General features: G+C 54.5%; 19 protein-coding genes and 3 pseudogenes. 4 read left to right on the forward strand and 18 right to left on the reverse strand.

Annotated elements, in window-relative coordinates; all coding sequences use genetic code 11:
- Positions 1–72: 72 nt before the first annotated feature.
- The 3 genes and pseudogenes from NE851_RS07250 to NE851_RS35300 form a co-directional block, all read right to left on the reverse strand.
- On the reverse strand, positions 73–1,272 hold the full coding sequence (locus tag NE851_RS07250) for a M20 family metallopeptidase (protein WP_254956822.1): 1,200 nt from the start codon (positions 1,270–1,272) through the stop codon (positions 73–75).
- Positions 1,273–1,489: 217 nt separating this feature from the next.
- Positions 1,490–1,594, reverse strand: a pseudogene (locus tag NE851_RS07255) (thiolase family protein); the annotation flags it as partial.
- A gap of 258 nt (positions 1,595–1,852) precedes the next feature.
- On the reverse strand, positions 1,853–2,083 hold the full coding sequence (locus NE851_RS35300; RefSeq protein ID WP_368411033.1) for a 3-keto-5-aminohexanoate cleavage protein: 231 nt from the start codon (positions 2,081–2,083) through the stop codon (positions 1,853–1,855).
- Between the two features lie 689 nt (positions 2,084–2,772).
- Here NE851_RS35300 and NE851_RS07260 point away from each other — a divergent pair.
- Entirely contained in the window at positions 2,773–3,660 is an 888-nt protein-coding gene (locus NE851_RS07260) for a LysR family transcriptional regulator (protein WP_233942766.1), read from the forward strand.
- Here NE851_RS07260 and NE851_RS07265 read toward each other — a convergent pair.
- The 4 genes from NE851_RS07265 to NE851_RS07280 are packed head-to-tail and all read right to left on the reverse strand — an operon-like array spanning position 3,657 to position 7,235.
- The gene (locus tag NE851_RS07265) at positions 3,657–4,868 is read right to left on the reverse strand and encodes an FAD-dependent oxidoreductase (RefSeq protein ID WP_254956824.1); all 1,212 of its coding nucleotides are present in this window, start codon (positions 4,866–4,868) and stop codon (positions 3,657–3,659) included. The genes NE851_RS07260 and NE851_RS07265 overlap by 4 nt on opposite strands.
- Positions 4,869–4,871: 3 nt before the next feature.
- The gene (locus NE851_RS07270) at positions 4,872–5,345 is read right to left on the reverse strand and encodes a RidA family protein (protein ID WP_233942770.1); all 474 of its coding nucleotides are present in this window, start codon (positions 5,343–5,345) and stop codon (positions 4,872–4,874) included.
- 4 nt (positions 5,346–5,349) lie between these two features.
- Positions 5,350–6,069: a gamma-glutamyl-gamma-aminobutyrate hydrolase family protein gene (locus NE851_RS07275; protein ID WP_233942772.1), complete on the reverse strand. Its 720-nt coding sequence runs from the start codon at positions 6,067–6,069 to the stop codon at positions 5,350–5,352.
- Between the two features lie 8 nt (positions 6,070–6,077).
- On the reverse strand, positions 6,078–7,235 hold the full coding sequence (locus tag NE851_RS07280; RefSeq protein ID WP_254956825.1) for a M20 family metallopeptidase: 1,158 nt from the start codon (positions 7,233–7,235) through the stop codon (positions 6,078–6,080).
- A 263-nt stretch (positions 7,236–7,498) separates the two neighbouring features.
- On the opposite strand from NE851_RS07280, the pseudogene NE851_RS07285 reads away from it, so the two are divergent.
- Positions 7,499–8,251 (forward strand): annotated as a pseudogene (locus tag NE851_RS07285) (IS5 family transposase).
- A 76-nt stretch (positions 8,252–8,327) separates the two neighbouring features.
- Positions 8,328–8,629, forward strand: a pseudogene (locus NE851_RS07290) (FAD-dependent oxidoreductase); the annotation flags it as partial.
- A gap of 575 nt (positions 8,630–9,204) precedes the next feature.
- On the opposite strand, the gene gfa reads toward NE851_RS07290, so the two are convergent.
- The 4 genes from gfa to NE851_RS07310 all read right to left on the reverse strand — a co-directional run bounded on the left by gfa (position 9,205) and on the right by NE851_RS07310 (position 13,695).
- Positions 9,205–9,774 carry an S-(hydroxymethyl)glutathione synthase gene (gfa, locus tag NE851_RS07295; RefSeq protein WP_254956826.1) on the reverse strand — a complete coding sequence of 190 codons (570 nt, stop codon included), beginning with the start codon at positions 9,772–9,774 and terminating at the stop codon, positions 9,205–9,207.
- Positions 9,775–9,813: 39 nt separating this feature from the next.
- Positions 9,814–10,926 carry an S-(hydroxymethyl)glutathione dehydrogenase/class III alcohol dehydrogenase gene (locus NE851_RS07300; protein ID WP_254956827.1) on the reverse strand — a complete coding sequence of 371 codons (1,113 nt, stop codon included), beginning with the start codon at positions 10,924–10,926 and terminating at the stop codon, positions 9,814–9,816.
- 64 nt (positions 10,927–10,990) lie between these two features.
- On the reverse strand, positions 10,991–12,415 hold the full coding sequence (locus NE851_RS07305) for an aspartate ammonia-lyase (protein ID WP_254956828.1): 1,425 nt from the start codon (positions 12,413–12,415) through the stop codon (positions 10,991–10,993).
- 113 nt (positions 12,416–12,528) lie between these two features.
- A complete protein-coding gene (locus tag NE851_RS07310; protein ID WP_254956829.1) occupies positions 12,529–13,695 on the reverse strand; it encodes an aminotransferase class V-fold PLP-dependent enzyme in 1,167 nt (388 codons plus the stop codon).
- 400 nt (positions 13,696–14,095) lie between these two features.
- Here NE851_RS07310 and NE851_RS07315 point away from each other — a divergent pair, with 400 nt between their 5' ends.
- On the forward strand, positions 14,096–14,890 hold the full coding sequence (locus tag NE851_RS07315; protein WP_254956830.1) for an IclR family transcriptional regulator: 795 nt from the start codon (positions 14,096–14,098) through the stop codon (positions 14,888–14,890).
- A gap of 76 nt (positions 14,891–14,966) precedes the next feature.
- On the opposite strand, the gene NE851_RS07320 is transcribed toward NE851_RS07315, so the two are convergent.
- From NE851_RS07320 to NE851_RS07350, 7 genes are all read right to left on the reverse strand, one after another.
- Positions 14,967–16,340, reverse strand: a complete 1,374-nt coding sequence (locus NE851_RS07320; RefSeq protein WP_254956832.1) for an amidohydrolase family protein — start codon at positions 16,338–16,340, stop codon at positions 14,967–14,969.
- 28 nt (positions 16,341–16,368) lie between these two features.
- Positions 16,369–17,808, reverse strand: coding sequence for a M20/M25/M40 family metallo-hydrolase (locus NE851_RS07325; protein ID WP_254956984.1), 1,440 nt, complete (start codon positions 17,806–17,808; stop codon positions 16,369–16,371).
- A 135-nt stretch (positions 17,809–17,943) separates the two neighbouring features.
- Entirely contained in the window at positions 17,944–18,921 is a 978-nt protein-coding gene (locus tag NE851_RS07330) for an asparaginase (RefSeq protein WP_254956834.1), read from the reverse strand.
- A 185-nt stretch (positions 18,922–19,106) separates the two neighbouring features.
- On the reverse strand, positions 19,107–19,889 hold the full coding sequence (locus tag NE851_RS07335; protein ID WP_254956836.1) for an amino acid ABC transporter ATP-binding protein: 783 nt from the start codon (positions 19,887–19,889) through the stop codon (positions 19,107–19,109).
- The gene (locus NE851_RS07340) at positions 19,889–20,647 is read right to left on the reverse strand and encodes an amino acid ABC transporter permease (protein WP_254956838.1); all 759 of its coding nucleotides are present in this window, start codon (positions 20,645–20,647) and stop codon (positions 19,889–19,891) included. Before NE851_RS07340 ends, NE851_RS07335 begins: the two co-directional genes overlap by 1 nt.
- 212 nt (positions 20,648–20,859) lie before the next feature.
- Complete coding sequence (locus NE851_RS07345; protein WP_254956840.1) at positions 20,860–22,065, reverse strand: ABC transporter permease subunit; 1,206 nt, start codon at positions 22,063–22,065, stop codon at positions 20,860–20,862.
- A 44-nt stretch (positions 22,066–22,109) separates the two neighbouring features.
- On the reverse strand, positions 22,110–23,147 hold the full coding sequence (locus tag NE851_RS07350; protein ID WP_254956842.1) for a transporter substrate-binding domain-containing protein: 1,038 nt from the start codon (positions 23,145–23,147) through the stop codon (positions 22,110–22,112).
- Positions 23,148–23,839: the final 692 nt, after the last annotated feature.

Consider the following 23,839-nt stretch of genomic DNA (forward strand, 5'->3'; position numbering starts at 1 on the left):
TGTTCTATGACTGCGCAGAAATACTGCTAACCACACATGAATACTCGTAGTAGATTGCTTATATGGGTCGACTTACAGGCGTTCGGATGGCGCAAGATTTCCATGCAGAAGCTCCCAGCAATATCGTATCGCTAACTCAGTGGTCGGTATGAGGATCTTGTCAGACGCTCCGAAGGTTGGCGTGTGCACCCCCGTTTCATTCCCGGGCTCTCTGCTGCCAAATTGAAAGTATATTGAGGGTACGCAACCGGAGTAAAAACCAAAGTCATCGCTGCCGGAGCTTGGTTTTACCTGAATAAATTTATCTTCTCCGGCAGTTTGGCTGACGATCTGACGAAAACGATCGACCATCCCTGCGTCATTGACGACGGCAGATTCGCCCGAGTGGGAGCTAAATTCAGCCCTCCCGCGGTGCATTGCGGCTACACCTTCGGCCAGCTCGCCAACTCTCTGGACCAACAAGCTCCGCCGCTCAGGACTGCTGGTCCGGATCGTTCCTGTCATCACGACAGATGGGCAGATAATATTTGTCGCCTCACCCCCGTGAATGGTGCCAATGGTGATGATCGCTCCGTCATCGACCGGCATTTCGCGTGACACCACCTTTTGAACCTCATTGATGAAGGCTCCCGCTATTGTGATGGCGTCAACGCCGGCGTGTGATTCTGCGCCATGCGCCATCGTCCCGATGAAAGTCAGCTCGAATTGTTCGGAGGATTTTGTTACTGCGCCGGCCCGGGCACCGAAGGATCCTGCCGGGATATCGGTGTCGACATGAAAACCCACCGCGGCGTCGAACCCGACCAACAACCCCTCTTCCGCGACGGTCCGTCCGCCGAGCGGCTCGGCCTCTTCGGCAGGCTGAAAAATCACTCGGACCCTGCCGGAGAAGCTTTGTCGCCTCCGGTGAAACGCCAAAGCCGTTCCAAGTGCGATCGAGGCATGCATGTCATGCCCACACGCGTGCATTACGCCGGGGGTCTGCGACCGATAGGGAAGATCGTCACGGTTTTCGTGAATGGGAAGCGCGTCAATATCACCGCGCAGGGCAATCGAACGTTTTAGACCGGGAGCGAGGCCGATAATGTCGATGTAGACACCGGTATTGTGAAACGTCTTTACTCCATCCAACCCAAATTGCCTTAGCGTCTCGATGATCCGCTTCTGCGTTTTGATCTCCTGGTTTGACAACTCGGGTTCGCGATGCATCGCATGCCGCATTCCGATAACGGCTTCGCGTTCATCGTTGGAAAGCAGATCGTTGGTGAGCATTGTCGCTTATCCCTTTTTGGATGCCTGGTGGCGTTCAAAAGAATTCGTTCGTTTCAGTTCCGAGTCGCACTGCAATAAGTCAGCGCGCGCAATCGAAAGCCGGCCGGTACGAACTTTCTTCACCCCGATTGATACAAACGACCTTTGGCTGGGTCATGTCCCTCGTAGGCGAAACGAATGCCTTCGCGACCCACGTGGTAATTGTCGCTTGCGACGAGAGAACCTGACCGAGGATGACTTCGTCCACTTCGCCGGCTTCGACACCGGCGCGCTCCAGCACGCCCTTGATGGCGGCGACGCCGAGTTCATGCGCTGGCGTATTTTCCTTAGACGCTCCAGATCTTCAACGATGTGCTTCCGAGCGCTTGTTATCCCCCCGGGGAATTCCCCCTTTTACGTTAGCATTGGAGCATCACTCGCAAAGGCGTTCCAGATGTCGTAGACGGTCAATTGGGCCAAGAAGATCGGTGCCCAGTCCCGCGATTCCATTGGGGCTCTCTGATAGGATTAGATCTCCAGCCATTCCGCAACTGATGTCTATGATGACGTCGATGTCGCTGTCTCTTATCAAGGATAGTTCTCAGCAAATAACTCCGGATCTTCTGCTCTGCTGACCGGCCTCGGGATCGCGAGCGTGCAAATGAATGATCGCTACGCCTGCGGATGCAGGAGCAATGGCTGCGTCAGCAATCTCTCTGGGTGTAACCGGGATGAGCGGGTGTCGGGATACCGTGTCCCCACCGCCGGTTACTGCGCAAGTGATAAATAGTGCCCATTTTAGATCCTTTGTTAAGCCTATCGACTGCACCACGTCTGACTGAAATTCTTGTCTGATCCGGTCGAAACCGATCCGTGTGCGGGTTTCCCAACTGCGCTTGTGACAACACTATGACGCGGCGTTTGGATGCAGACAAATTATCGCTTGGCATAAATCCATCTTGAAAACGCATTAATGCTCGGGGCCAATTCCCTTCGCCGCAATATTGTCAGATCGAAAAGCAGAATCGGCTCGCGCGCTAAAATAAGAGCGGGGCGGCTCTGAGCAGGGACATGAATTAAGATCCGGATCGTTCTACATGCCATCTGAAAGAAAGGTTCACTTCCCAGTCGCGCACCCGCCAAAACAAACGACGCCTACATCGATCGTTGAATGAGCAGTTTTTCGGCGGCAGCTCGGTTGTTGCCAGGCAACGACGTTGCCCCGCGAGCTCTAAGATCAAAGATGACTGAGACTACTTCCATCGTAGCATGAAGGTTCTGGTTGAGACCTTTTAAGTCGTGGCAAAATGCAAGCGAGGTCCGGCCGACTTTCAAACGCGGGTGCTTACTGCTAGCAGACTACCCGCCTTCACGTCGTCGCGAAACTCAAGAACTTGGCGTACATCTGCAATCATTTTGATTCCTTTAGTGGGTATCCTTCTGGATTACCATGTAGATAGTTGAAGATTATTCGTTTTCTGTTATCGATACATGCGCAGGCTGAATAAGTAGGGCAATGTCATGGACATCGGTCTTTTGAGAACATTTACATCGGTTGCCACGCTTGGAAGTTTTTCCGGCGCAGCACAGCGGCTTAACATGACCCAATCGACGGTCAGTCAGCAGATAGCCCGCCTTGAGGAGCACCTCGGTAAACAACTGTTTGTTCGGACCACTCGGCGATGCCGGCTTACACCGTCAGGCGATGAACTCATGGAAAGAGCCAGCAAAGTTGTGTCCCTTGTGGACGAAATGGAAAGCGCGTTTCGTCCGGAACTGAGTAGTGGCACCGTTGTTGTCGGCGTCGTTGATGACTCCTACCTGTTTGCGCCGTTGACTCGCGCGCTGGCGGAATTTGTCGAACGACGACCAACTGTAAACGTGGAAATCAGGGCGGGAATGTCGGCGGACCTGTTGCGTGAGTTGAAAGCCCGAAATATCGAGCTTGCATTGGTTCGAGTGGATCCTGAATTGGACAGATCTAATCTTCTTCAAACGAGCAGACTGATCTGGGTCTCCCGCCCAAATTGGCAGGTTCCCAGTAGCGGCATCATTCCTCTGGCAGTAGTTGGTGGAACGTGCAATTACCATAAAACTGCGGTTGAGACCCTTCGAGGCGCCGGTATGCAGTCGCGCCGCGTCGTGACCTGCAGTAGCTTAGAGGGGGTCATGGAGGTTGTGCGTGCCGGCTTGGCGGTATCCGTCGTGCCAGAGGGAGAACTGCGCGCCGGAATGGAAATCGTTGGCGACCATCGCCTTCCTTCCCTTCCTTACACGGGGCTCAAGATCAGTTTCAACGAGCAGGAGCCGTCTCTCGCTGCTAAGCAGTTGGCGAGGGTTATCGAGAATACTTTACAGACACGGGGGCCCCTCGCCAAAGCGGATAACAACAACTGTTTGGCGAACTAACAGTCACGCTGAACTAAATCTGCGAGTCTGTTGGCGGTCGCCATCGATAAGGTCCACCCAAGGGAGCCATGCCCGCAGTTCAGGTATACACCTTGAACTTTTGTCTTACCGACAATCGGTTTGCTGTCGGGGGTCATGGGCCTGAAGCCTGTCCAGGCATTGACATCTCCTCCATAATTTCCGGCACGCGGAAAAATGCCCTTAGCGGTCTCTAGAAGGCAGTTGAACCGCTCCTCGCGAAAACCGCCTTCGACTTCTCCGATGTCTGCTAGGCCGGCAACTCGCAGCCTGTCACCAATTCGGCAGAACACCGTCTTTCGCGCGGTGTCCGTTATGCTAGCAATTGGAGCGGCTGCAAGTGCAGGAACTGTGAATGAGTAGCCCTGAACCGGCCAAATCGGCAATCGGATACCTGCCGTCCTTGTGATAGCAGTCGCAGACGCTCCAAGGGCCACGACGGCCCGCGAACACTCAATTCGATCTCGATCGGTCTCAACCCCAACTAGCGCACCCGATCGGGTCAGGAGACGGCGAACGCGGGAGCCGAACCTAAATTTCACTCCGTGGTCTCGCTCCAGCAGTTCTTGCAGGTTAATGCAAAAAAGCCGCGAGTCACCTGCTTCGTCATACGGAGACCACACCGCGCCAAAGAAATCGTGCCCGTACTCTTTAAGAGCCGGCTCCTTCTCCAAAGCATGATCTCTCAAGAGGATTGTTTGCTGGGCACCGAATTGGTTCTTCAGATCGGCGAGAGCTTTAGCTTTATTTAGGCTATGATCATCCGGATATAGGGTGATTTTGCCGGTTTTTGAATAGTCGAAGTTGATTTGTTTGGCAATCTCCCTCATTGCCGGTCTGCTCTCCAGGGCGACCTTCAAGATATCGAGCGTATTGCGTTCAAATGCATACTGAGTGGAATTCAGCAGAAATTTTAGCCCCCAGGCGATGAATGCCGGCGACAACCCGGGTCTAATACGGAACGCTGGATCAAGGCCTAGCATGTACTTTGGCAAATTGGTCACCAATGAAGGTGAAGCCATTGCGTCCGTGTAAAAATAGCTTAGCTGGGCGCCATTGCCAAAGCTTGCTCCAGCTTCTGCAGGACCGGCTGCGGCATCAATAACGGTGACCGAGAAACCCTGTCGCAACAAGGCATAAGCTGTCGCCATGCCGACGACTCCGGCGCCGAGAACGAGAATGTCGCGCATCGACTAATTATCCCGCAGACGGGCAATAGCCTCGATCTCCACCGGCACCCCTCGTGGAAGGGCAACAACCCCGATGGCAAACCGCGAGTGAGTGCCAGGATCTCCGAACACCTCAACGAACAGATCTGATGCCCCATTGACGACCGATGGTATCTTGGTGAAATCCGACGTGCAGTTTACGAAGCCTGACACTTTGATGATGGCTTCGATCCTGGCCAGGTTTCCACCGGTAGCAAGTGACAATTGGCTGATCACGTTAAGGGCTGCCAATTTTGCGGCGTCGTATGCTTCACTCTCCGACACCGTCTCGCCAACCTTGCCAACGTATTTTTCGGCGCCGTCTGCGAGCGGCAACTGGCCCGAGACGTAAATTTGGCCGCGGTCAACTTTGAACCCAAGGAGGTTTCCCGCTGGCTTTGTGATTTTTGGTAGAATGAGGCTGAGCGCCTCGAGACGCTCTTCGGGCGTTGAGTTCATTGGATCACAATTCCTTTTGAGAAAATTCGCGCGCTTTGGCCAGGAAATTATCGAAGATTACGGTGTCGATTTCAGCTACGCCGTATTCGGGATGCCATTGAACGCCGATGGCGAAGCCCCCTCCCCTCGCCTCTAGCGCCTCCAGCACGCCGTCCGGTGCGCGCGCTAACGCTTTGTATTGCGTTGAGGGGAGGACAGACTGATGGTGAACACTGTTTACACTGAAAGTCTGCCCGTTCAAGTCCGGCAGATGACGGGATGTGCCCAAAAACTGAACTGTATGCTGAGCGGCGGTAGCCGATTGCATCGGCTTATGTTCGAGTGCCTGGCAAATTTCCGTCGGTATGTCTTGGACTAGTTGCCCCCCAAGGCAGACCGCCAATAACTGCATGCCGTTGCAGATTCCAAGAATCGGCATCTCTCGCGCCAATGCTCCATGAATGAGGGCGCGCTCGAAATCTGTTCTGATGGGCTTCATCTCGTATGGTTTTTTCGCGACTTGACCATACAGCACGGGATCGATGTCGAACATGCCACCGGTAATCACTAGCCCATCAATCGCATCAAGATATTTCTCTACTTGATCGCTATATGCAAGGATGAAGGCGAGACCACCAGCGTTCTGCACTGCATCGGCATAGTTTTTTCGAAGGACGTATTCCGTTTCTGGAGAGGCCGTATCGTTGATGTCGGGAGTTATTCCGATGCGGGGAAGACGGGACATATTATACCTCAAGAGAGCCAAGCGCGAGCTACATCTTCGTAGATCTCGACCGCTTTCAACACATTATCGACCGACACTGACTCGTTGGGCTGCCCGCTTAGGCCCAGTGATCCTGGTCCGATTATGGCGAAAGGCACAGAAAGCCCTTCCAGCAGAACAGTGCCATCGCTGTAGTACGAGACGCCCTTTATGTCCGGCGCGCGAGTTAGATGAACGCTGCAGGTATCGACGCAGAGCTTGACGAATTCGTCCTCGGGTTTGCTTTCTACCGCAGGTTTGAAATCAAGAATGCTGACCGATACGCCATCCTGTGCGATCGACCGGAACTGTGCGACGACGGCTTCGTAATCGGCAACTGGAGGCAAACGAATATCAATGTCCACCGCGCAGTGGTCGGGAGTGAGATTTACCGCTGAACCGCCCTGTATCAGACCGACACGAACTGTTGGTTCGTCCAGAAGCGGGTGCTTCGGAAACTCGAGCTTGATATCATAGACGCTCGAAAGAAAGGAATGAATCAGCTCGATTGCATTGACACCCGCCTCGCCGGAAACATGCCCAAGCCGCCCTGTGGCAGTCGCGCGAAGCCAAAGAGCAGCCTTTTCTACGATCACCACGTCTAGATCGGTTGGCTCGCCGCACAGGAACGCTCCAATTTCCTTTTTTAGGCCGCGTTCAACAAAACGTCGCGCTCCCAGAAGGTTGGCGCTTTCTCCGGCTGTAAACGCCAGAATGACATCGCCCTTCAGTCGACCGCCCGGGTCATTGGCCAATCGTCCAGCGGCTGCGATCATCGCAGCCAGTGCACTCTTCATGTCTGTTGCACCGCGGCCGTACAGACGCCCGTTTTCAATCTCACCGGAGAAGGGCATCCTCTGCCAAGGCACTGTGCCGATAGGGACAGTGTCCATATGAGAAGAAAGAACCAGTGCAGGCTTTTCGCCGCTACCACGAACCCTCCCCAGGACATTGGCCCGTCCTGGCAGAAACTCGTCGAGCTCCGACTCGACACCAAGCGCAAGAAGCTCACGGTGAACCAGCCGCGCTATTTCCAGTTCGCCGCCTGGAGGATCACAGCTGTCTATTGCGACAACTTGCTGAAGGAATCGTACCGGGTTAAACGGATCCTTGCTCTCACTCTTAGCTTGAGCAGTATTGGTCGCCATGAAAAATCCTCTCGTTTTGAAGAAGAATGGCGATTTCGGTCCCGCAGAAGAAGCGCAAATGCGCAATGAGTTGATCGAGCAACTTTATGAATGGCGACCATTGCGGATCAATTGATTCACAAAGCCTCATTGGCACAGCCCCTTCGCGCTGTGATCATATATCGAGATGAGCTGTGAATGGTGCCTTAGGCTCCAAACCCAATCAGGCCATTGATCAAAATCGATCGCTGTGATTCATTGTGATGACAATGGGAGTTTTGATGATGGCAGGAGAGTTCTGGCTTGACGATCAGCAGTGGGCGGTGATTGCGGCTCTACTCCCCACGAACAAACCCGGGGCTCATCGCACTGACGACCGTCGAGTGATTAGTGGAATCATCGATGTACTGCGATCAGGTTGCCGATGGCAGGATTGTCTCACTTGCTACGGCCCCTCCAACAACCATCTACAATCGCTTCCATCGCTGGTCTGCGAAAGGAATATGGCGGCGGCTGTTTAAAGCTCTGGTGCAAACAGCCGATCGGGATCTTCATATGATCGACAGCACCACCGCCAAAGCCCACCGATCAGCCGCTGGCGGAAAAGGGGGGCGGATGCCGAGGCAATCGGCCGCTCGCGAGGCGGCAGATCGACAAAAATCCATGCTGTTGTCGATGGTTGCGGCCGTCCAATCGCGCTGCGAATAACGCCCGGGCAGCGCGGCGACGCACCCGTTGCCGTTCCGCTGCTCACGCCCTTGCCTGCGAGCCGCCTATGTGCCGCAGACACCGCTTATGACAGCGACACATTACGCGACTTCCTCACCGCCCGCGGCACGCAGCCGGTCATTCCCAACAATCCTACTCGAAAGCGCATACAGCCCTTCGACCCCATTGCCTACAAGCGCAGGAATATTATTGAACGCACCTTCTGCCGCCTAAAAGATTGGAGGCGTATCGCAACACGATACGACAAGCTCATGATCAACTTCGAGGCAACTTGCTACATCGCTGCTCTCGTCATTTGGTGGGCATGATTGAGTCTGGAGCCTAATCATCTGCGATTTGTGGAGTACCGAGATCACGGGCTTGGATGTCGAGGCCGGCCGTGTGGTCTTCGGCTATATGAACGATCTGGGCGTAGCCCGCCGGAGCACCCTCGAGCATTCCGTCATGGATCTTTTCCCGGCGGCGATGCAAAAGAGGCGACATTCTGGTCGGGTCTTCGCCCGATGACATCGGATGGATCGCCGGTGATTGGTCCGACCAAGATCGCGGGTCTCTTCCTGAACACCGGACACGGCACGCTCGGCTGGACGATGAGTTCTGGCTCGGCCCGCGTCATCGCTGATCTTGTGTCCGGACGAAAACCCCAAATCGATGCAACTGACCTGGCGGTTAGCAGCTACGCGTAAACCACGGTCAGAAACTTCACGGAGGACGAACTTTGATCGAACAGATATCCATAACCGACGCACCTGGAGCACTCGGCCAAAACTCACTGGCCATCAAGGCCGGCGATCTGCTCTTCGTTTCGGGGGCAACTGCCCATTGATCCGGCTACGGGCTCGTGCAATTCCGCAAACGCCGTTCAATAGGGGAGCAGTGCCTGAGGAATCGTCAGGGCGATCGCCGGGGCCGCCGCTAGTGAACTGTCGACGACAGCCAAGACGACCGTGTCGCTCACCGACCTGGGCGACTTCGCCGACGTCAATCGAGTTTACGCGAGCTTCTTCTCAACGAGCTATCCCGCCCGCGTGCTCCGTGGTCAAGGGCCTTCCGAAAGGTGCGAAGGTCGCGATCGAAGCTGTCATCACCCTTATTTAACCGGCTGCGACAGTCGGGCGCTTGGCCGGGCGATGATCGTCATCGCCCCGGCTTTTGGGCGGACGGACGGGCGATAGAACCTGAGTTACCAAGTATGGCGTGACTCTGTCCGCCGGTGGAGCGAAAAGCATCGATTTAGGTGCAATCGTCTTGCATCACTTTACTAACCCAACGCGCCTCTCTTCTTCGCAGTCCACGTGGCAACATAGTCCATCAGCGCGGGTGAGAGGCAGTCGTACGGTTCCAGTCCGAGATCTTTAAACCTGGCTCTGATCTCACTCATTTCGGACGGGTCGACACCGCCTTCGATAGCCGAGGATACGAAAGCGGCAAATGTCGGTTGCGGCCAACTGTCGTTCTCAAACAATTCGGGGTGAATAAACGACAATCCTTGGAAGGCGTGCTCCCGCTCAACCGGACCATGCATGTGCGTGCCGCACGCCTTGCATGCGTACCGCTGGATGAGAGCCGTTTTGTCGACAACGGTAAGCTTGTGGCTATTCTCAACAACTGAGATGTTCTCGGTTGGCACCACGGCAACAACTGAGAATGCGGCACCCGTTGGTTTCCAACATTTTGTGCATCCGCAGGCGTGGTTATGCGCAATGCCGCCCTGGACATTGACCCTCACTGGCTTGTCGGAACACTTGCAGACGAGAATGCCACCGGAGTTATCGCTATCACATTTGTGGACATGGCTCTGAATTGATGGATGAAGAAGCCGAACGTTCATAGTTTCCTCCTGGTTGCCGCGAGCGCGGCTTAATTCTGCTTAGTAGACGATTACTGACCGGATCGATTTACCCTCATGCATAAGGTCGAACGCCGTGTTGATCTCAGGCAGAGGCATTGTGTGCGTGATGAGGTCATCGATGTTGATTTTACCCTCCATGTACCAATCGACGATCTTTGGTACGTCTGTTCTCCCGCGAGCTCCGCCGAAGGCGGTGCCTTTCCAGACACGGCCGGTCACGAGCTGGAAGGGACGGGTAGAGATCTCCTTGCCGGCTTCTGCGACGCCGATAACGATGGATTCACCCCATCCTCGATGACAGCATTCCAGCGCCTGGCGCATGACATGGACGTTGCCCGTCGCGTCAAAGGAATAATCGGCGCCGCCGTCAGTTAAATCTTGAATCGCTTGTACGACCTTGTCGTTGCCGACCTCATCGGGGTTGACGAAGTGTGTCATTCCAAATGTTTTGGCAATTTCAGCTTTGGCCGGGTTTAGGTCGACGCCGATGATCTTGTCGGCGCCGACCATGCGCGCGCCCTGAATGACATTTAGACCGATACCGCCCAGGCCGAAGACGACAACGTTTGAGCCGGCCCTCACCTTGGCGGTATAGACTACTGCCCCGATGCCGGTGGTGACGCCGCAGCCTATGTAGCAAATCTTGTCGAAGGGAGCATCTTCGCGAACCTTCGCGAGCGCGATTTCGGGCAGAACAGTAAAGTTCGAAAAGGTCGAGCATCCCATATAGTGGAAAATCTCGCAGCTATCGCAGGAGAAACGCGTGGTTTGGTCGGGCATGAGCCCCTGACCTTGAGTGGCTCGGATTGAGGTACAGAGGTTAGACCGCTGGGAAAGACACGTTTTGCATTGCCGGCACTCTGGGGTGTAGAGCGGAATGACGTGGTCACCGGGCCGCAGTGTTGTGACTCCCGCGCCAATCTCACGAACAATGCCCGCACCCTCATGACCAAGAATTGCTGGAAATTTTCCCTCGGAATCAAGGCCAGAAAGCGTGTAGGCGTCCGTGTGACATACGCCGGTCGCCATGACCTCGACCAAAACCTCACCCGCCCTTGGGCCGCCGATCTCGATCGTTTCGATCGAAAGAGGTTTATTGGCCTCCCACGCGACAGCTGCTCTGCTCTTCATCGATCGGGTCCTTCGGATTCATAAATGTCTGAATGTGACGTCTGCCAGTCCGACAGCCGACCAATTATCGCGATGCTGTGGATCTGCGTGGGCTGGTGAGAAGGTGCGGATCAGCGGTTTGCGCTATCAGATCCTCCGAAAGGTCCGGATTTCCGGCGAGAACCTCACGGATGCTCTTGCCAGAGGCCAGCACCTCCTTGGCCAGTTCAGAGGCCCTCTCATAGCCGATCGCCGGCGTGAGTGCTGTGGCAACGGCAGTACTTGCTTCGAGGTGCTTGCGGCATGTCTCGATGTTAGCGGTGATTCCAGTAACACACTTGGTTCGGAGCACGTCGACGGCGTTGGTCAGAAGCTCAAGTGAATGCAGGATATTATACGCAATTACCGGCTCCATCACATTGAGTTGCAACTGCCCCGCTTCGGAAGCAATTGTAACAGTGAGGTCATAGCCGATGATCTGGAAGGCAACCTGGTTGACCACCTCCGGGACAACAGGATTGACCTTGCCCGGCATGATTGACGAACCTGGCTGAAGTGCAGGCAGGTTGATCTCGTTGAGGCCGCCTCGCGGGCCGCTGGAAAGCAGTCGCAAATCATTGCAGATCTTGGAGAGCTTGGTCGCTGTCCGCTTTAACATTCCCGAGAAGAGGACGAATGCGCCGGTATCCCAACAAGCCTCGATCAGATTGCCGGCGGCAACAATTGGCAGTCCACATATCGATCGTAATTGAGAAACAGCTTCGGCCTGATAGTCAGGACTCGTGTTTATTCCTGTTCCGATTGCTGTTCCTCCAAGGTTCACTTCGTGGAAGAACGCACCAATTTCACCAAGGCGTGCAACATCCTCACGCAACGTCGTTGCGAACGCCTGGAATTCTTGTCCCAAGGTCATTGGGACGGCGTCCTGAAGCTGGGTCCTGCCAAGCTTGATCACGCTCGAAAACTGCTCCGCCTTGCTTTCTAGCTCGCTCGCCAGTTGGCGAAGAGCACGCTCAAGCGTTCCTTGGGAGAGCAGGATCGCCACCCTGATCGCCGTCGGGTAGACGTCGTTCGTCGATTGGGCAAGGTTCACATCGTTGTTTGGGTGTAGGTCAGCATACTGTCCCCGTGGCAGCCCCATGACTTCAAGGCCCCGGTTTGCTATGACTTCGTTGACGTTCATGTTGGTCGATGTGCCCGCCCCGCCCTGGAAAACATCGAGAGGGAATTCGCCCATATGGTGCCCGGCGACAATTTCTTCGCAAACCGCGCATATCACATCAGCTTTGGCGATATCGAGGTGGCCAAGTTTAGCGTTTGCTCGCGCTGCCGCCATCTTCACGTAAGCCAGGGCCCGAATGAAGTTTGGAAAGTGATTGATTGAAATTCCTGAGATCGGGAAGTTGGCAATCCCTCGCGCCGTTTGCGGTCCATAATAGGCAGCCGCCGGAATCTGTACTGGCCCGAGCGAATCTCTCTCGACGCGTTCAATTGTGGGAGCGCTGGTCAATTTGCTTGGTCCTTTGCTGAATGCTCATCGGTAAAACGCGTTTAGTGCGTGAACGCCCTCGGCCACCCCAGCCGGTCGAATGCCCGTGCGCAAATGCGCTCAAGCGACCGAACCTAGGCCGCCTGCGTCGATTGGCCGATTGCTTGGCGCCGAGTGCGTATGACCTCCAGAAGGCGGTCTATGTCCGAGGCATCGTTGAACATTCCAAGCGAGATCCGCACTCCGTCACGTTCCGGCGAGACGCGGACGTCGACGGATGTAAAATAGTCCACCCATTCATCTGCGGGGAGTGCCGCCACATAGATGTGGGGCGCGCGAACAGCTCGGTCGCGAGGTCCTACCAATTGGATGTTCATTGCATCGAGGCCGGCGATGAGTCTGTCTCCAAGCTCGAAACAATGCGCCTGAATATTCTCCATCCCAATTTGGGCGATCAGATCGAGAGCCGCGTCGAGGGCCTGGATACCCGGAAGATTGAAATTTCCGATTTCGAATCTGGTGGCCGTGACAGCTACCGCCATGTCGTCGGGACGTGCGATGAAATCGGCAGGCGGTTTCTTGAGACTAATCGCCGCCAGATAAGCCGGCTCCAATTCGGTCCGCGTTCGATCCCAGAAGAGAAGGCCCAGGCCTTGAGGGACGAGCAGCCCTTTATGAGTGCCGCAGCCGATGAATGTTGCTCCAACTTTCTTTGCGTCGATAGGGACTACACCGACGGCCTGCATGATATCGATCGCGAAGTAGAGGTTCCTTTCCTTGCAAAGGCTGCCTACGCTTTCGATGTCAAAGCGATGTCCGGCGTGAAAGGTAACGTACGACATCGAGATCGCTTTTGTGTTCGCATCGATCGCGGCGCGAAAGCTGTCCGCATTGACCGTCTCGGTCATATCGATGAAGCGAACCTCAATGCCCTTTTTCTTAAGGTTCAAGAATGCATAGGCATTGTTCGGATGATCCCCATGGATCATCAGAACATTATCTCCGGCCTTTAGCGGCAAGGCGTTGGCGGCGATGTTCATTGCCTCCGATGTATTTTTTGTGAAGGCGATTTCTTCTGGCGCCGCATTCAGGAGGTTGGCAACTTTGGTCCGTGTTGCCTCCATACGCTCGAGCCAAACGGATTTCGGCCCAGCGGTTTCGTAGCTTTCGTTCAAGAAGGCTTCTAGCGCCCGCTTGACGGGAGCGCACATCGGCGTCTGGAAGCCAGAGTCAAGGTACGTCATCTTCTCGACGGCGGGAAACAACTTCCTCACCGCGGCTACGTCGTAGTGCTGCTTCATTTAATTCTCCGACTGGCAGCCAACCGCAGGCGGAGCTAGCCATTACATCCGTGCAAATTTATCTGCCGCGTCGGCGCTGCGAGTTTTGAGGCGGGCGCCAAGTCTGACAGTGACATTCGGAGCATATTTAAAACGCTTGCCGGGTCCATCGATATATCGTTTTCCAGCTTCTTTTATTCCAATTTGTGAGAATCTGAGGAAGATTTTCGATCTCCATTCTCTTAAGGTCTTTATAGTTTACCCTGTTTCAAAGGCGCAGAAGCCATAGCGTTTGGAAAAATGCATATGATTGTACATTGTGGACGAGCGGCATTCTCAAACCTGTCAATCGTTGCTATGTTCGTTAATCGGAAAATTTCTTTCCGTTTTTCGATCGCAAACATCATGAAACGGCGTATCAATGACTCCCAGCATCCAAACCGATGGTCCACTCGATCGGGCCTTCGCGATCCTCGACTTCGTCGCGGCTCAGATTAAAGCGGTCACTGCGGCAGAAATTGCCAAGAATCTCGATCTGCCGTTGCCGACTGCCCACCGGTTGATCAGCAATCTTGAGTCGCGTGGACTGCTGCAGCGCGCAGCGGGAACGAAACGCTTCGTGGTCGGGAACAACCTCGTGACCTTGGCAGGCAAAACGATAGGATCGGCGTTTCGAACAGCGCGGCGGCATGCCGTGCTGCAAAATGTCGCTGCAGAGATCGGAGAGCAATGCGAGATCGGGATCGTCAGGAATACCGCCGTCGTCTATGTGGACAGCGTACGAGTAAAAGCCCCACAAAGCCTACAATTTGATCCTGGTCATAGCGCTCCTCTTTACTGCACATCGACCGGCAAGATCTATTTGAGCATGCTTGCCACAAAGCCTCGTGAGAAGCTTGTTCGCGCTTTGCATCTGGAGCAGCACACCGACCACACGATAACGGATCCCGAAGCGCTCCTGCAGGTTTTGGAAGAGACACGAAGAAGCGAGTGGGCTCGCACTAACGAGGAGTTCGTTAAGGGAGTGGTGGGTTGTGCTGTGCCGATCCTTGCGCCAGGGGGTACATTGATAGCCTGCCTTGGCGTGTCGGTTCCGGTGGCTCGAGTTAGCTTTGACGACCTCCAGAACTTTCGCGAACCCTTGGTCCGGGCAGCGAAGCTGTTGTCCGAGACGATACTGGAGACAAACGAGGCCATGGCGCAATCCGACGCATAATCGCGTTGCGCGCTTTCAACCCACCGGTATATGCGTACCGAAGATGGCGAGGATATGAGCGAGCCCGGATCGAGGCTTAATCGAGCGCGTACAACGACCTGTTGTTTTTATAAAGTATCATTCTCGCACCCTCAATTGCTTCATCAAAGTCTAGACTTCCCCCAACGACATACTCCGTCAATGCCTTGGCTAGGTATCGCTTGCCCCAGCGACCGGAGAGCCAATACAATTCAGGAACGTGAAACGCGTCGCTTGCATAGAGGATCTTGGACAGCGGAACGACCTCCATCACCTGCATATATCGCTGAAACAAATTCTGGTGCACGAACGGCGTCATGATCGACAGCTCGAAATAGCAGTTCGGATAAAGGTGACTGAGCCAGGCGGCCTTTCCTACAGAAGGATAGCCTGCATGAAGGGGAATTATCTTTGGCATGCGCATAACGCCGTCCCGATCAAACCGACAGACTTCTTCCAGATAGAATGGATCTTGATTGCGAAGGATGACGGACGGCGCCTCGCCGTCGCCCGTGTGGATTTGCATTGGCATGTCCCGCCTAAGGCATTCCTCAAGAGCAAGCGTGAAATTGTACCGTCGAAGATCCTTGGACAAGTTGTATTCCGACTGGCGGTCCATCGTTGGGATGTTGTGATATGACGCTCTCAGTGCCTGCCAGGATGCCCGAGCGATTTCCCTGTCATAAAGCGGTTCTATCAGCCCGATGTAGGGGAGAAGATAGGACTTCATCCCATAGGACTTTTTGCCATAGTTCCCTGTGCCATCAAGCAAGTCCAAAAGGCGAGCGGTGTAGCGTTGCTCGTACTCCTCGAACGTGATTTCCAGCGGAAAGAGCTCTTTCTGGATCATCTCTATTCGCGCCAGTCTGTTCATCCGACACGGTAGGATACCCTCTTCATACCGGTCGATTTCCGCGCGCGAAGCGCCTTCGCAATAGCCCGTATCAACCATGACATTTTCATATCTGACGTCTTGAAGCAGGCTGCTTACATAACTCCAGTAGTTCTTTGAACGAGCATTCCTGGCCTCCATGACAGCTTCGAGATTTGGCTCGCAGCCGAGAAACTGCGCCATCTCTTTCACAAGGAACTTGACGAAGATACTCTGCGATATGTCACCAATGATCCCGTCGATCTTTTGCTGAATCCCAAATTTCGCGTTGAGCTCGTGTCGAACCTTTTCGTCAGCGACGAGCCATCGATCATAAACACCTGCAGGGAAATAGGCGGGCACAGTGTCCATCGCTGCCAGAGACATCCGCTCAAGGAAGCGCGTCGATGTCATGATCGGCTCGCGGTCAGTTACCAGATGGCAATGCGCATCATCGATCGGCAGCTCGTCGATCGCTTCGAAGATTTTCAGGAACTCTGGGTGCTGCTTTGAAAGGAAAGGTCCCAAATGATCAAAATCTGAAGCTGTTCTCTTAGCCATTTTATTCTCCATTTCCTGCGAGGTACCGTCAAACCTGTGGGTGCGGCTTCAGATATCCATCATTACCCTCATCGGCTGACAGCTCGGCCAAGATTCTGATCCAGGACCGGATCCCCTTTTTGAAGCTCGAGAGATCATACTTTTCATTCGGGCTGTGGTGGCGATTGTCGGATCGCGCAAAGCCAATTGGCAAGGAATTGATGGACAGCTTGCTTTGCATGACGCTGACGATTGGGATGGAGCCACCGGACCCAATCAGCACCGAGTCGCAGCCCCATTCATCTTTCAATGCGGCGCGAGCGCGCCGCAGGTACTTGCTGTCACAGGGGATGACCGAAGCTTTGCTTCCGCCAAGTTCGGTGAACTTGACAGCGCAGTCTGATGGCATTCTCGTGCGGATGTGCTCGTGAAACTTGGCCCGGATCAGATTAGGGTCTTGGCCATCTACCAAGCGAAAGGATATTTTCGCGGTCGCTTTGGAGGGGATGATCGTTTTCAAACCATCGCCATAGTATCCGCCCGCAATTCCGTTGATTTCGCATGAGGGGCGTGTCCAAACCTGCTCCAAGACGGAATACGTTTGATCGCCGGCAGTCTGTGACAGCCCGACGTTCTTCAGGAACCTCTCGGTGTCGAAATGGAGCTTATCCAACTCGGCCTTCAGCTCTCGGCTGGGTTCCTTTGCGTCGTCATAGAACCCTGCGATCGCGACTTCCCCTTTCGGGCCTCGCAAGCTGGCAATCACCTCGGCCAGAACCTGAATAGGATTGCGAGCAGCATTTCCGTAGGCACCCGAATGCAAATCACGATTGGCGCAAGTGATTTCTATTTCTTCTTCAAGCAAGCCGCGGAACATGACAGTGACTGCTGGAACCGCGTCATTCCAAAGATATGTATCGCACAGCAGCATGATGTCTGCGCTTAGTTCATCCCCAGCTTGATTCAGAAATGCATCCATGCTGGGGCTGCCGCTCTCTTCCTCGCCTTCGAAGAACATAGAAACGCTTATGGGCAAGCTGCCTGTCACAGCCTTCCAGGCCCGACACGCTTCTATGAACGTTAAAAGCTGGCCTTTGTCGTCGGATGCACCACGCGCGACAATATGGGTTTCACCGCTCGACTGCACTCTTAGCTGTGGGTCGAATGGGTCTGCCTCCCATTCATCAAGTGGATCGATAGGCTGAACATCATAGTGACCATAGAATAAGACATGCGGACCGCCAGAGTTCTCATGATGTGCAACAACGACCGGATGTCCAATTGTTTCCCGAACCGAAGAGGCAAATCCGATGTTCTCGAGTTCGTCAGACAACCATCTTGCGGCTTCCTGGCATTGGCCGGCATAATGCGGATCGCAGGAGACAGAAGGTATGCGCAACAACTGAAAAAGCCGGTCTAAGCTGCCGCTTATATTGGTGTCCGCGTAGCTCAGAATTTTTTCCAGACTCTGCAACTTTTCCTTCGGCATGTCCGCAGCAAATGCGCCATCCAATTTAGACATCTATCTGTCCTTTCCCGTGTGAAGGTTAGCCCGCACGTTATGCTTCTAATGCGCCGTTGAGCCGTGAGGAGCCTTTAAAGAACGCCACCGCAACGTACTCTTCTAGTGAGTGTCAAATAGCTGCTGTATCTCCACGGGGTCCTTAGTCCGGGTGAGCGAAAGCATCAACAGGATGCGCGCTTTCTGCGGGTTGAGCGTATCGCTGGTGATGAACCCCAGCGCATCGTCATCGACTTCATCATTGCGTTTGACATGGCCGCAGTTCACGCGTGATGAGCGTAGGAAAGCCACGTTATTCTTCACGAGTGCCGTGGCGGCTGGCCTTATTGCCTGAGGAAGGCTACCGCTGCCGGTGCCAGCCCAAACGATGCCTTCGTACCCGGACGTCGCAACTGCCTCGAGCATGTCCGGTGTCACGCCGACATGGCTGTAGACGATCGCAACACGTGGCAGGTGCGGTAAATCGGCTGTGAACGCGGTGCCAAGCGTATGCTTTCGTTCCACGCGCCGATAAAAATGGGGCCGCCCAGCGACCACCTGGCCAAGAATGCCAAAATCCGGAGACTTAAATGCATCGAGATTGAAGTTGGTTTTAGAGACATCCCGGGCGGAGTGGATTTCAGAGTTCAGGACAACAAGAACGCCCCTACCTCTCGCCTCTGGCCAACCCGCGACAACGATTCCGTCGCGGAGGTTGGCCGCCCCGTCCGCGCCGAGTGAATAGGGTCTACGCATTGCGCCCACGACGACCACCGGGTTGTCACTTTTGACTGTGAGATGCAGAAAGAATGCAGTCTCTTCCAGAGTATCGGTACCATGCGTCACAACAATTCCATGGATCTGGTCATCGACTGCTGCCATGTTGACGCGGCGCGCCAATGCCAGCCAATGACCCGCAGTGACGTCAGGACTGGAAACTTGGGAAATCTGCTCTACGACAATACCGGCCTTATTTTGAAATTCGGGAATGGCGCCGAGCAGCGACTTTCCGGTCAACGTTGGAACGTCGGGTGACGTTTGCGCGATCGATCCACCAGTCGCCAAAACGAGAATATTTGCGTTTTGAATTTCCGTTGCCATCCTAAAACCTATTTACGGCGGAACCCGCTGGCAGGCCTACTAGAGTTCTGCAACGTGCTCCGCGTCATGCAATTCAGTTCGATAAGCTGATAGTCACAGTTGAGGCACCAGCAATCGAACTGATGGTTGCCAAAGCTAAAAAGCTGCGAACTCGAGCCAGATCTACAGCGCTCAGCTGGTCGTTCTCAGTGCTTCAACACACGAGACAGGAAGGTGCGAGTGCGCTCATTCGTCGGTTTGTCGAATATTTGTTCCGGCTGACCAACCTCCACGATCGCTCCTCGGTCCATATAGATGACCCGATTGGCGACCTCGCGAGCAAATGCCATTTCATGGGTCACGATCATCATCGTCATGCCCTCATTGCGCAGCTCGCGCATGACGTCGAGCACCTCACCCACTAACTCGGGATCGAGCGCAGATGTAGGTTCGTCAAACAGCATGACGTGCGGCTCCATCGCTAGAGAACGTGCGATAGCGACACGTTGTTGCTGTCCGCCGGACAATTGACCCGGATACTTTTGTGCTTGGTTTGCCAATCCAACGCGATCAAGTAGCCGCACACCCGTTGCCTCCGCGTCTGCCCGAGACTTCCCACGAACGCGAATTGGAGCGAGCGTGACATTTTCCAGCACTGTCTTGTGCGGAAATAAATTAAATTGCTGGAACACCATGCCCACACCACGCCTGATCTGATGCAGCGCCTTGGCACCGCTGGACTCGAGATCTTCCGTGGTCGGCATGGAATGGCCGTCGACCGTCAATGAGCCGTCTTGATATGTCTCCAGGCCGTTGACACATCGGATGAGGGTAGATTTCCCAGAGCCGCTTGCGCCAATGAGCACCACAACTTCGCCTGCTGTCACCGACAGGCTGACATTTGATAGTGCCTGGAACGTGCCATAAAATTTGTTGACGTTGGCGAACGTGACAATCGTTGGATTGGAGCCATTGGATTGGGTTGGCATTAACGAGCACTCCTCTGCATACGAGCTTCCATCCGGCGAGCTCCGAAGGTGATTGCTGAACCGATCAGGAAGTACACGGCGAACATAAAGACATACACTTCGGTGACCGTGCCGCTTGAAGCCGGATCCGCCAGGATCATCTGTCCTGCTCGCAAAAAGTCGGTCAATCCGATAATGAACACCAGTGTTGCACCATTGAAGACGTCGAGTACGTTGCCCACAAGGGCTGGTTGAACAAACCGAATGGCTTGGGGCAAAACGATTTCGGTGGAGATTGTCCAATTCGACATTCCCAAAGACTTGGCCGCTTCCGCCTGCCCACGCGGCACGGCTTGGATGCCGCTGCGAACAAATTCCGCCACGTAAGCGGCGTTGAATGCGGTGTAACCAATCATACCACGCACGAGAGAGGAGACTGACCCGTCAGGCAAAAACAACGGCACTGTGATCCAGATCCAATAGACAACGAGGATCAATGGAACTGAACGCATCACCTCGATATACCCGGTGCAGCAGGCTCGTAGGCTCGGGTTACGACTGGTCCGGCCGAAGGCTAGCAGGACACCAAGCGGCAGGGATGCAGCTGAGACAATCACAGCGAGCATAAGGCTCAGAAGCAGGCCGCCCCAGCGATCAAATCCCGGAGGCGCCAAAACCAAAATTGCGGCTGCACTCGCGACCAGGAAGATCAAAATCGGAAAACGACGTAGCTTGGGGAGCATCATGGCGCCGATCGCAACGGCTACGATCCCAAGCATTACCCACGTCCGCCATATGTCCTCCGGCGGATATAAGCCAACCAGCAGAAGGCGTCGGCTTTCATATATGCCGCGCCAATGTGCATCGTGTAGTGCCCAGCCTAGAAAGCGCGCCGATGCCCAAACGAGCAGCGCGAGCACAAGTATCGACAAAACGGAATCGAAGACACTGCTGAAGAGGTTCCGTCGTATCCACAGGTACGATCTTGCCATCACCGTGAACCCTCCAAAGTAGCGCGTGCGTTCGCATAGCTGATGAGGGCGCTGATTATCCAACTGAGCAGCAGATAGATGGCCATAACAATCACTACTGTCTCGAGACTGTGTCCCGACTGGTTTGCGACCGTGCCGCTGACGTTGAACAGGTCAGGGAATCCGATCGCAATCCCGAGTGAAGTATCTTTAGTCAAGCTGATGTAGCGGTTTGCGAGGGACGGTAAAATAATTCGAATGACTTGGGGAAGGATTACGTCTCGTATCGTGTCTCGACGGGATAACCCGACAGAGGCGGCGGCTTCCCACTGACCTTTCGGCAGCCCTTCAATAGCGCCGCGAACGATCTCCGCGATATAGGCTGTACTATTGACAATTATGGCCGTGAGGATCGCAGACATCTCAGCTGATAACTGAATTCCCCCAGTAGCACCGAAACGTCCAACAATCGGCAAAGCCAGTTCGATGCGAAACCCTGCGGCATAGCTCGCGGTAGCTGCCAAAATACCTGCGGCGAGCATCGACCACCGAAGGGTGGAAGAGAGGCGCGAAGAGCAGGCCGCCAACAAGAAAGCTATCGCCGCGACGACCAGAGCGAGGCCGCCAAAGCCGCTAGAAATCTGAGGTAAAGGCAAAAACAGGCCGGATTGCCCAAAGACAAACCACGATTCAACATTCGCCGCATCTGTTACAGGCGCAAGCTGAAGAAAGAATGCAAAGTACCAGAAGACCACCTGTATGAGCAGCGGGGTATTGCGAACAAACTCTACGACGATGAAAGCGCACTGGCGTATTAACCAGTTCGTCGATAGTCGAGCGACACCGAAAACCACGCCGACCAGGGTGGAGAATATGACCGCAAGGATCGCTACCTTTATCGTATTGAACAATCCTGCCGTGAGCATCTGCAGGTTTGTGGACGCCGACGTGACCTCGGGAAATACCGGCCACCAGCCTTGCCAGGCAGTTGCAAAACCTTCGCTCATATTGAACTGCGACGGTCGCGAAAGATAATCGAAGCTGAAGGAAATGCCCCGAGCCATCAAACTTTGCTGGATTGCTACGCCAACGGCAGCAACGAGGGCAATTGCAGCGATGACGATGCTGCCGTGGATCATCTTGTGGCGGATCCGGGCGCTACGCCGCCGTCCTGCTGACAGCGGCGTAGCCGGCTCGAGCCGTACCTGCGTAAGGTTATTCATCATATCACGGCCCTAAGCAAAAACGTCCTGGCATGGTCGGTGCGGCGTCAAAGCCACAGGATCGAGTACAAGATGCCACCGTTTTTCGGGAGAGCGTTAGGAGTCTTGTCGCGCTCTAGGAAGAGCGGTGTCTTCGGCCCAAGCGACCGGTCATAGATTTCGCCATAATTGCCGACCGCCTTGATCATGTCGGAAATAAAGCTATCCGAGACGTGGAAATCGGCACCAAATCCGCCATTCACACCAAGAAACTTCTGAATCGACGGATCCGCAGACTTCTGCATCTCGGCCAGGTTCGTGCTCGTAATGCCCCAGTCATCGGCTTGAAGCAAAGCGTAGAGCGTCCAGCTCATCAGTTTTCGCCATTCAGGATCGTTCTGAACGACAATTCCGGCAAATGGAGCTACTCCGAGCGTCTCCGGCAATATGACGTAGTCAGATGACTTCGGGGAGTTTCCCCGCCAAGCTGCAAGAGCCGATTTGTCTGTGTACATGGCGTTGCACCGGCCACTCGTGAGTGCAGAGAACAGCTTTTCGCTTGTGTCAAAGGTCAGGATTTTCGTGTTCGTGATGTTACGGGCTTTGACTTCTTGGGCAATCGTCGCCTCGCTGCCGGATCCTTGAGTAGTGCAGATTGCTGCGCCAGAAAGATCGTTGATCGACTTCACACCGGACGCGGCAGTGACCATGACTCCGCCGCCGTCGAAGAAGTACGGCGGAAGGAAATCGACTGCAAGCGCCGCTGCTCGGGACGCAAACAGAGAAGTATGTGCGTAAACGATATCAACCTGACCTGTCTGTACGGCGTTGAAACGACTTTTATCCGTCACAACAACGAAGTTGACTTTGTCGGGATCACCCAGAACGGCGGCCGCAGCGGCGCGGCAAAGGTCTACATCAACCCCCTCCATCTTCGAGGTTTTCGGGTTAAGGTAGCCGAAACCTGGCGTGGTATTGTCGGTTCCACAATTGAGCACGCCACGCTGCTTAACATTCTCGAGCACAGAAGCTTGCGCCGAAGTGGCTGCTGCACCTGTAAGAGCGAATGCGGCAGTGAGGTATGCGATTGATGATGTTAGGCGCATGTGAGTTCCCCTGTGGTTATTTGATGAGCCCAGTTTTGTAGTTCTCGCTTTGAGCAAACTTCAAAGGCGTCTCTTGAGGAAGTCACAGCGCACATGCAAAGTCTACCGAATTATCAATATTGAGTGTCTATCTTTCCGTTTTTTGAGAAAGGGAAAATTAAGTTTTGCTGTGAATTCGAGGTGATGTGAAGCTTTGTTTCAGAACAAGAGAGTGCGCGGCCCGGAGAATCGTCGTCCTAGAACCCGCGGTGAATTGGTGATCAAGCTCGGTTGCGAGGGCGCTGCTCATGAGCGAGACCGAGTTTGCCCGTCAACTCAACTGGCGTGGATTTTCAAATCGGTCACCTCAGCGAGTTTCGCGGGGAAACGGGCGCGTACTTGTTTCTCACGCTTCGCCTCTTCTCGGGCGGCATGAGTTAGAGTAGGTCGCCTGGCTGATCCCCTTTTAGCGGGTCTCGTCAAGCGCCACACCTTCATCATGCCGCCCACCTCCACCTTGAAATGCGAACCCTACCTAGTCTGACAGTATCGAAGAATACCGTATGCGGGTAGTTCCAAACCGCACGTTCTAGCAATGCGACGCCGACGATCTCGGTTCCGAACGTTCGCGCAAGGCTGGACACACTGGCGCGACAATCGCCGGGCGAGATCAATGGCAGGAGCAATCAATCTTCCTTAGTCCGGAGACAGTC

The sequence above is a fragment of the Rhizobium anhuiense bv. trifolii genome, assembly GCF_024346605.1.
GTDB lineage: Bacteria > Pseudomonadota > Alphaproteobacteria > Rhizobiales > Rhizobiaceae > Rhizobium > Rhizobium anhuiense.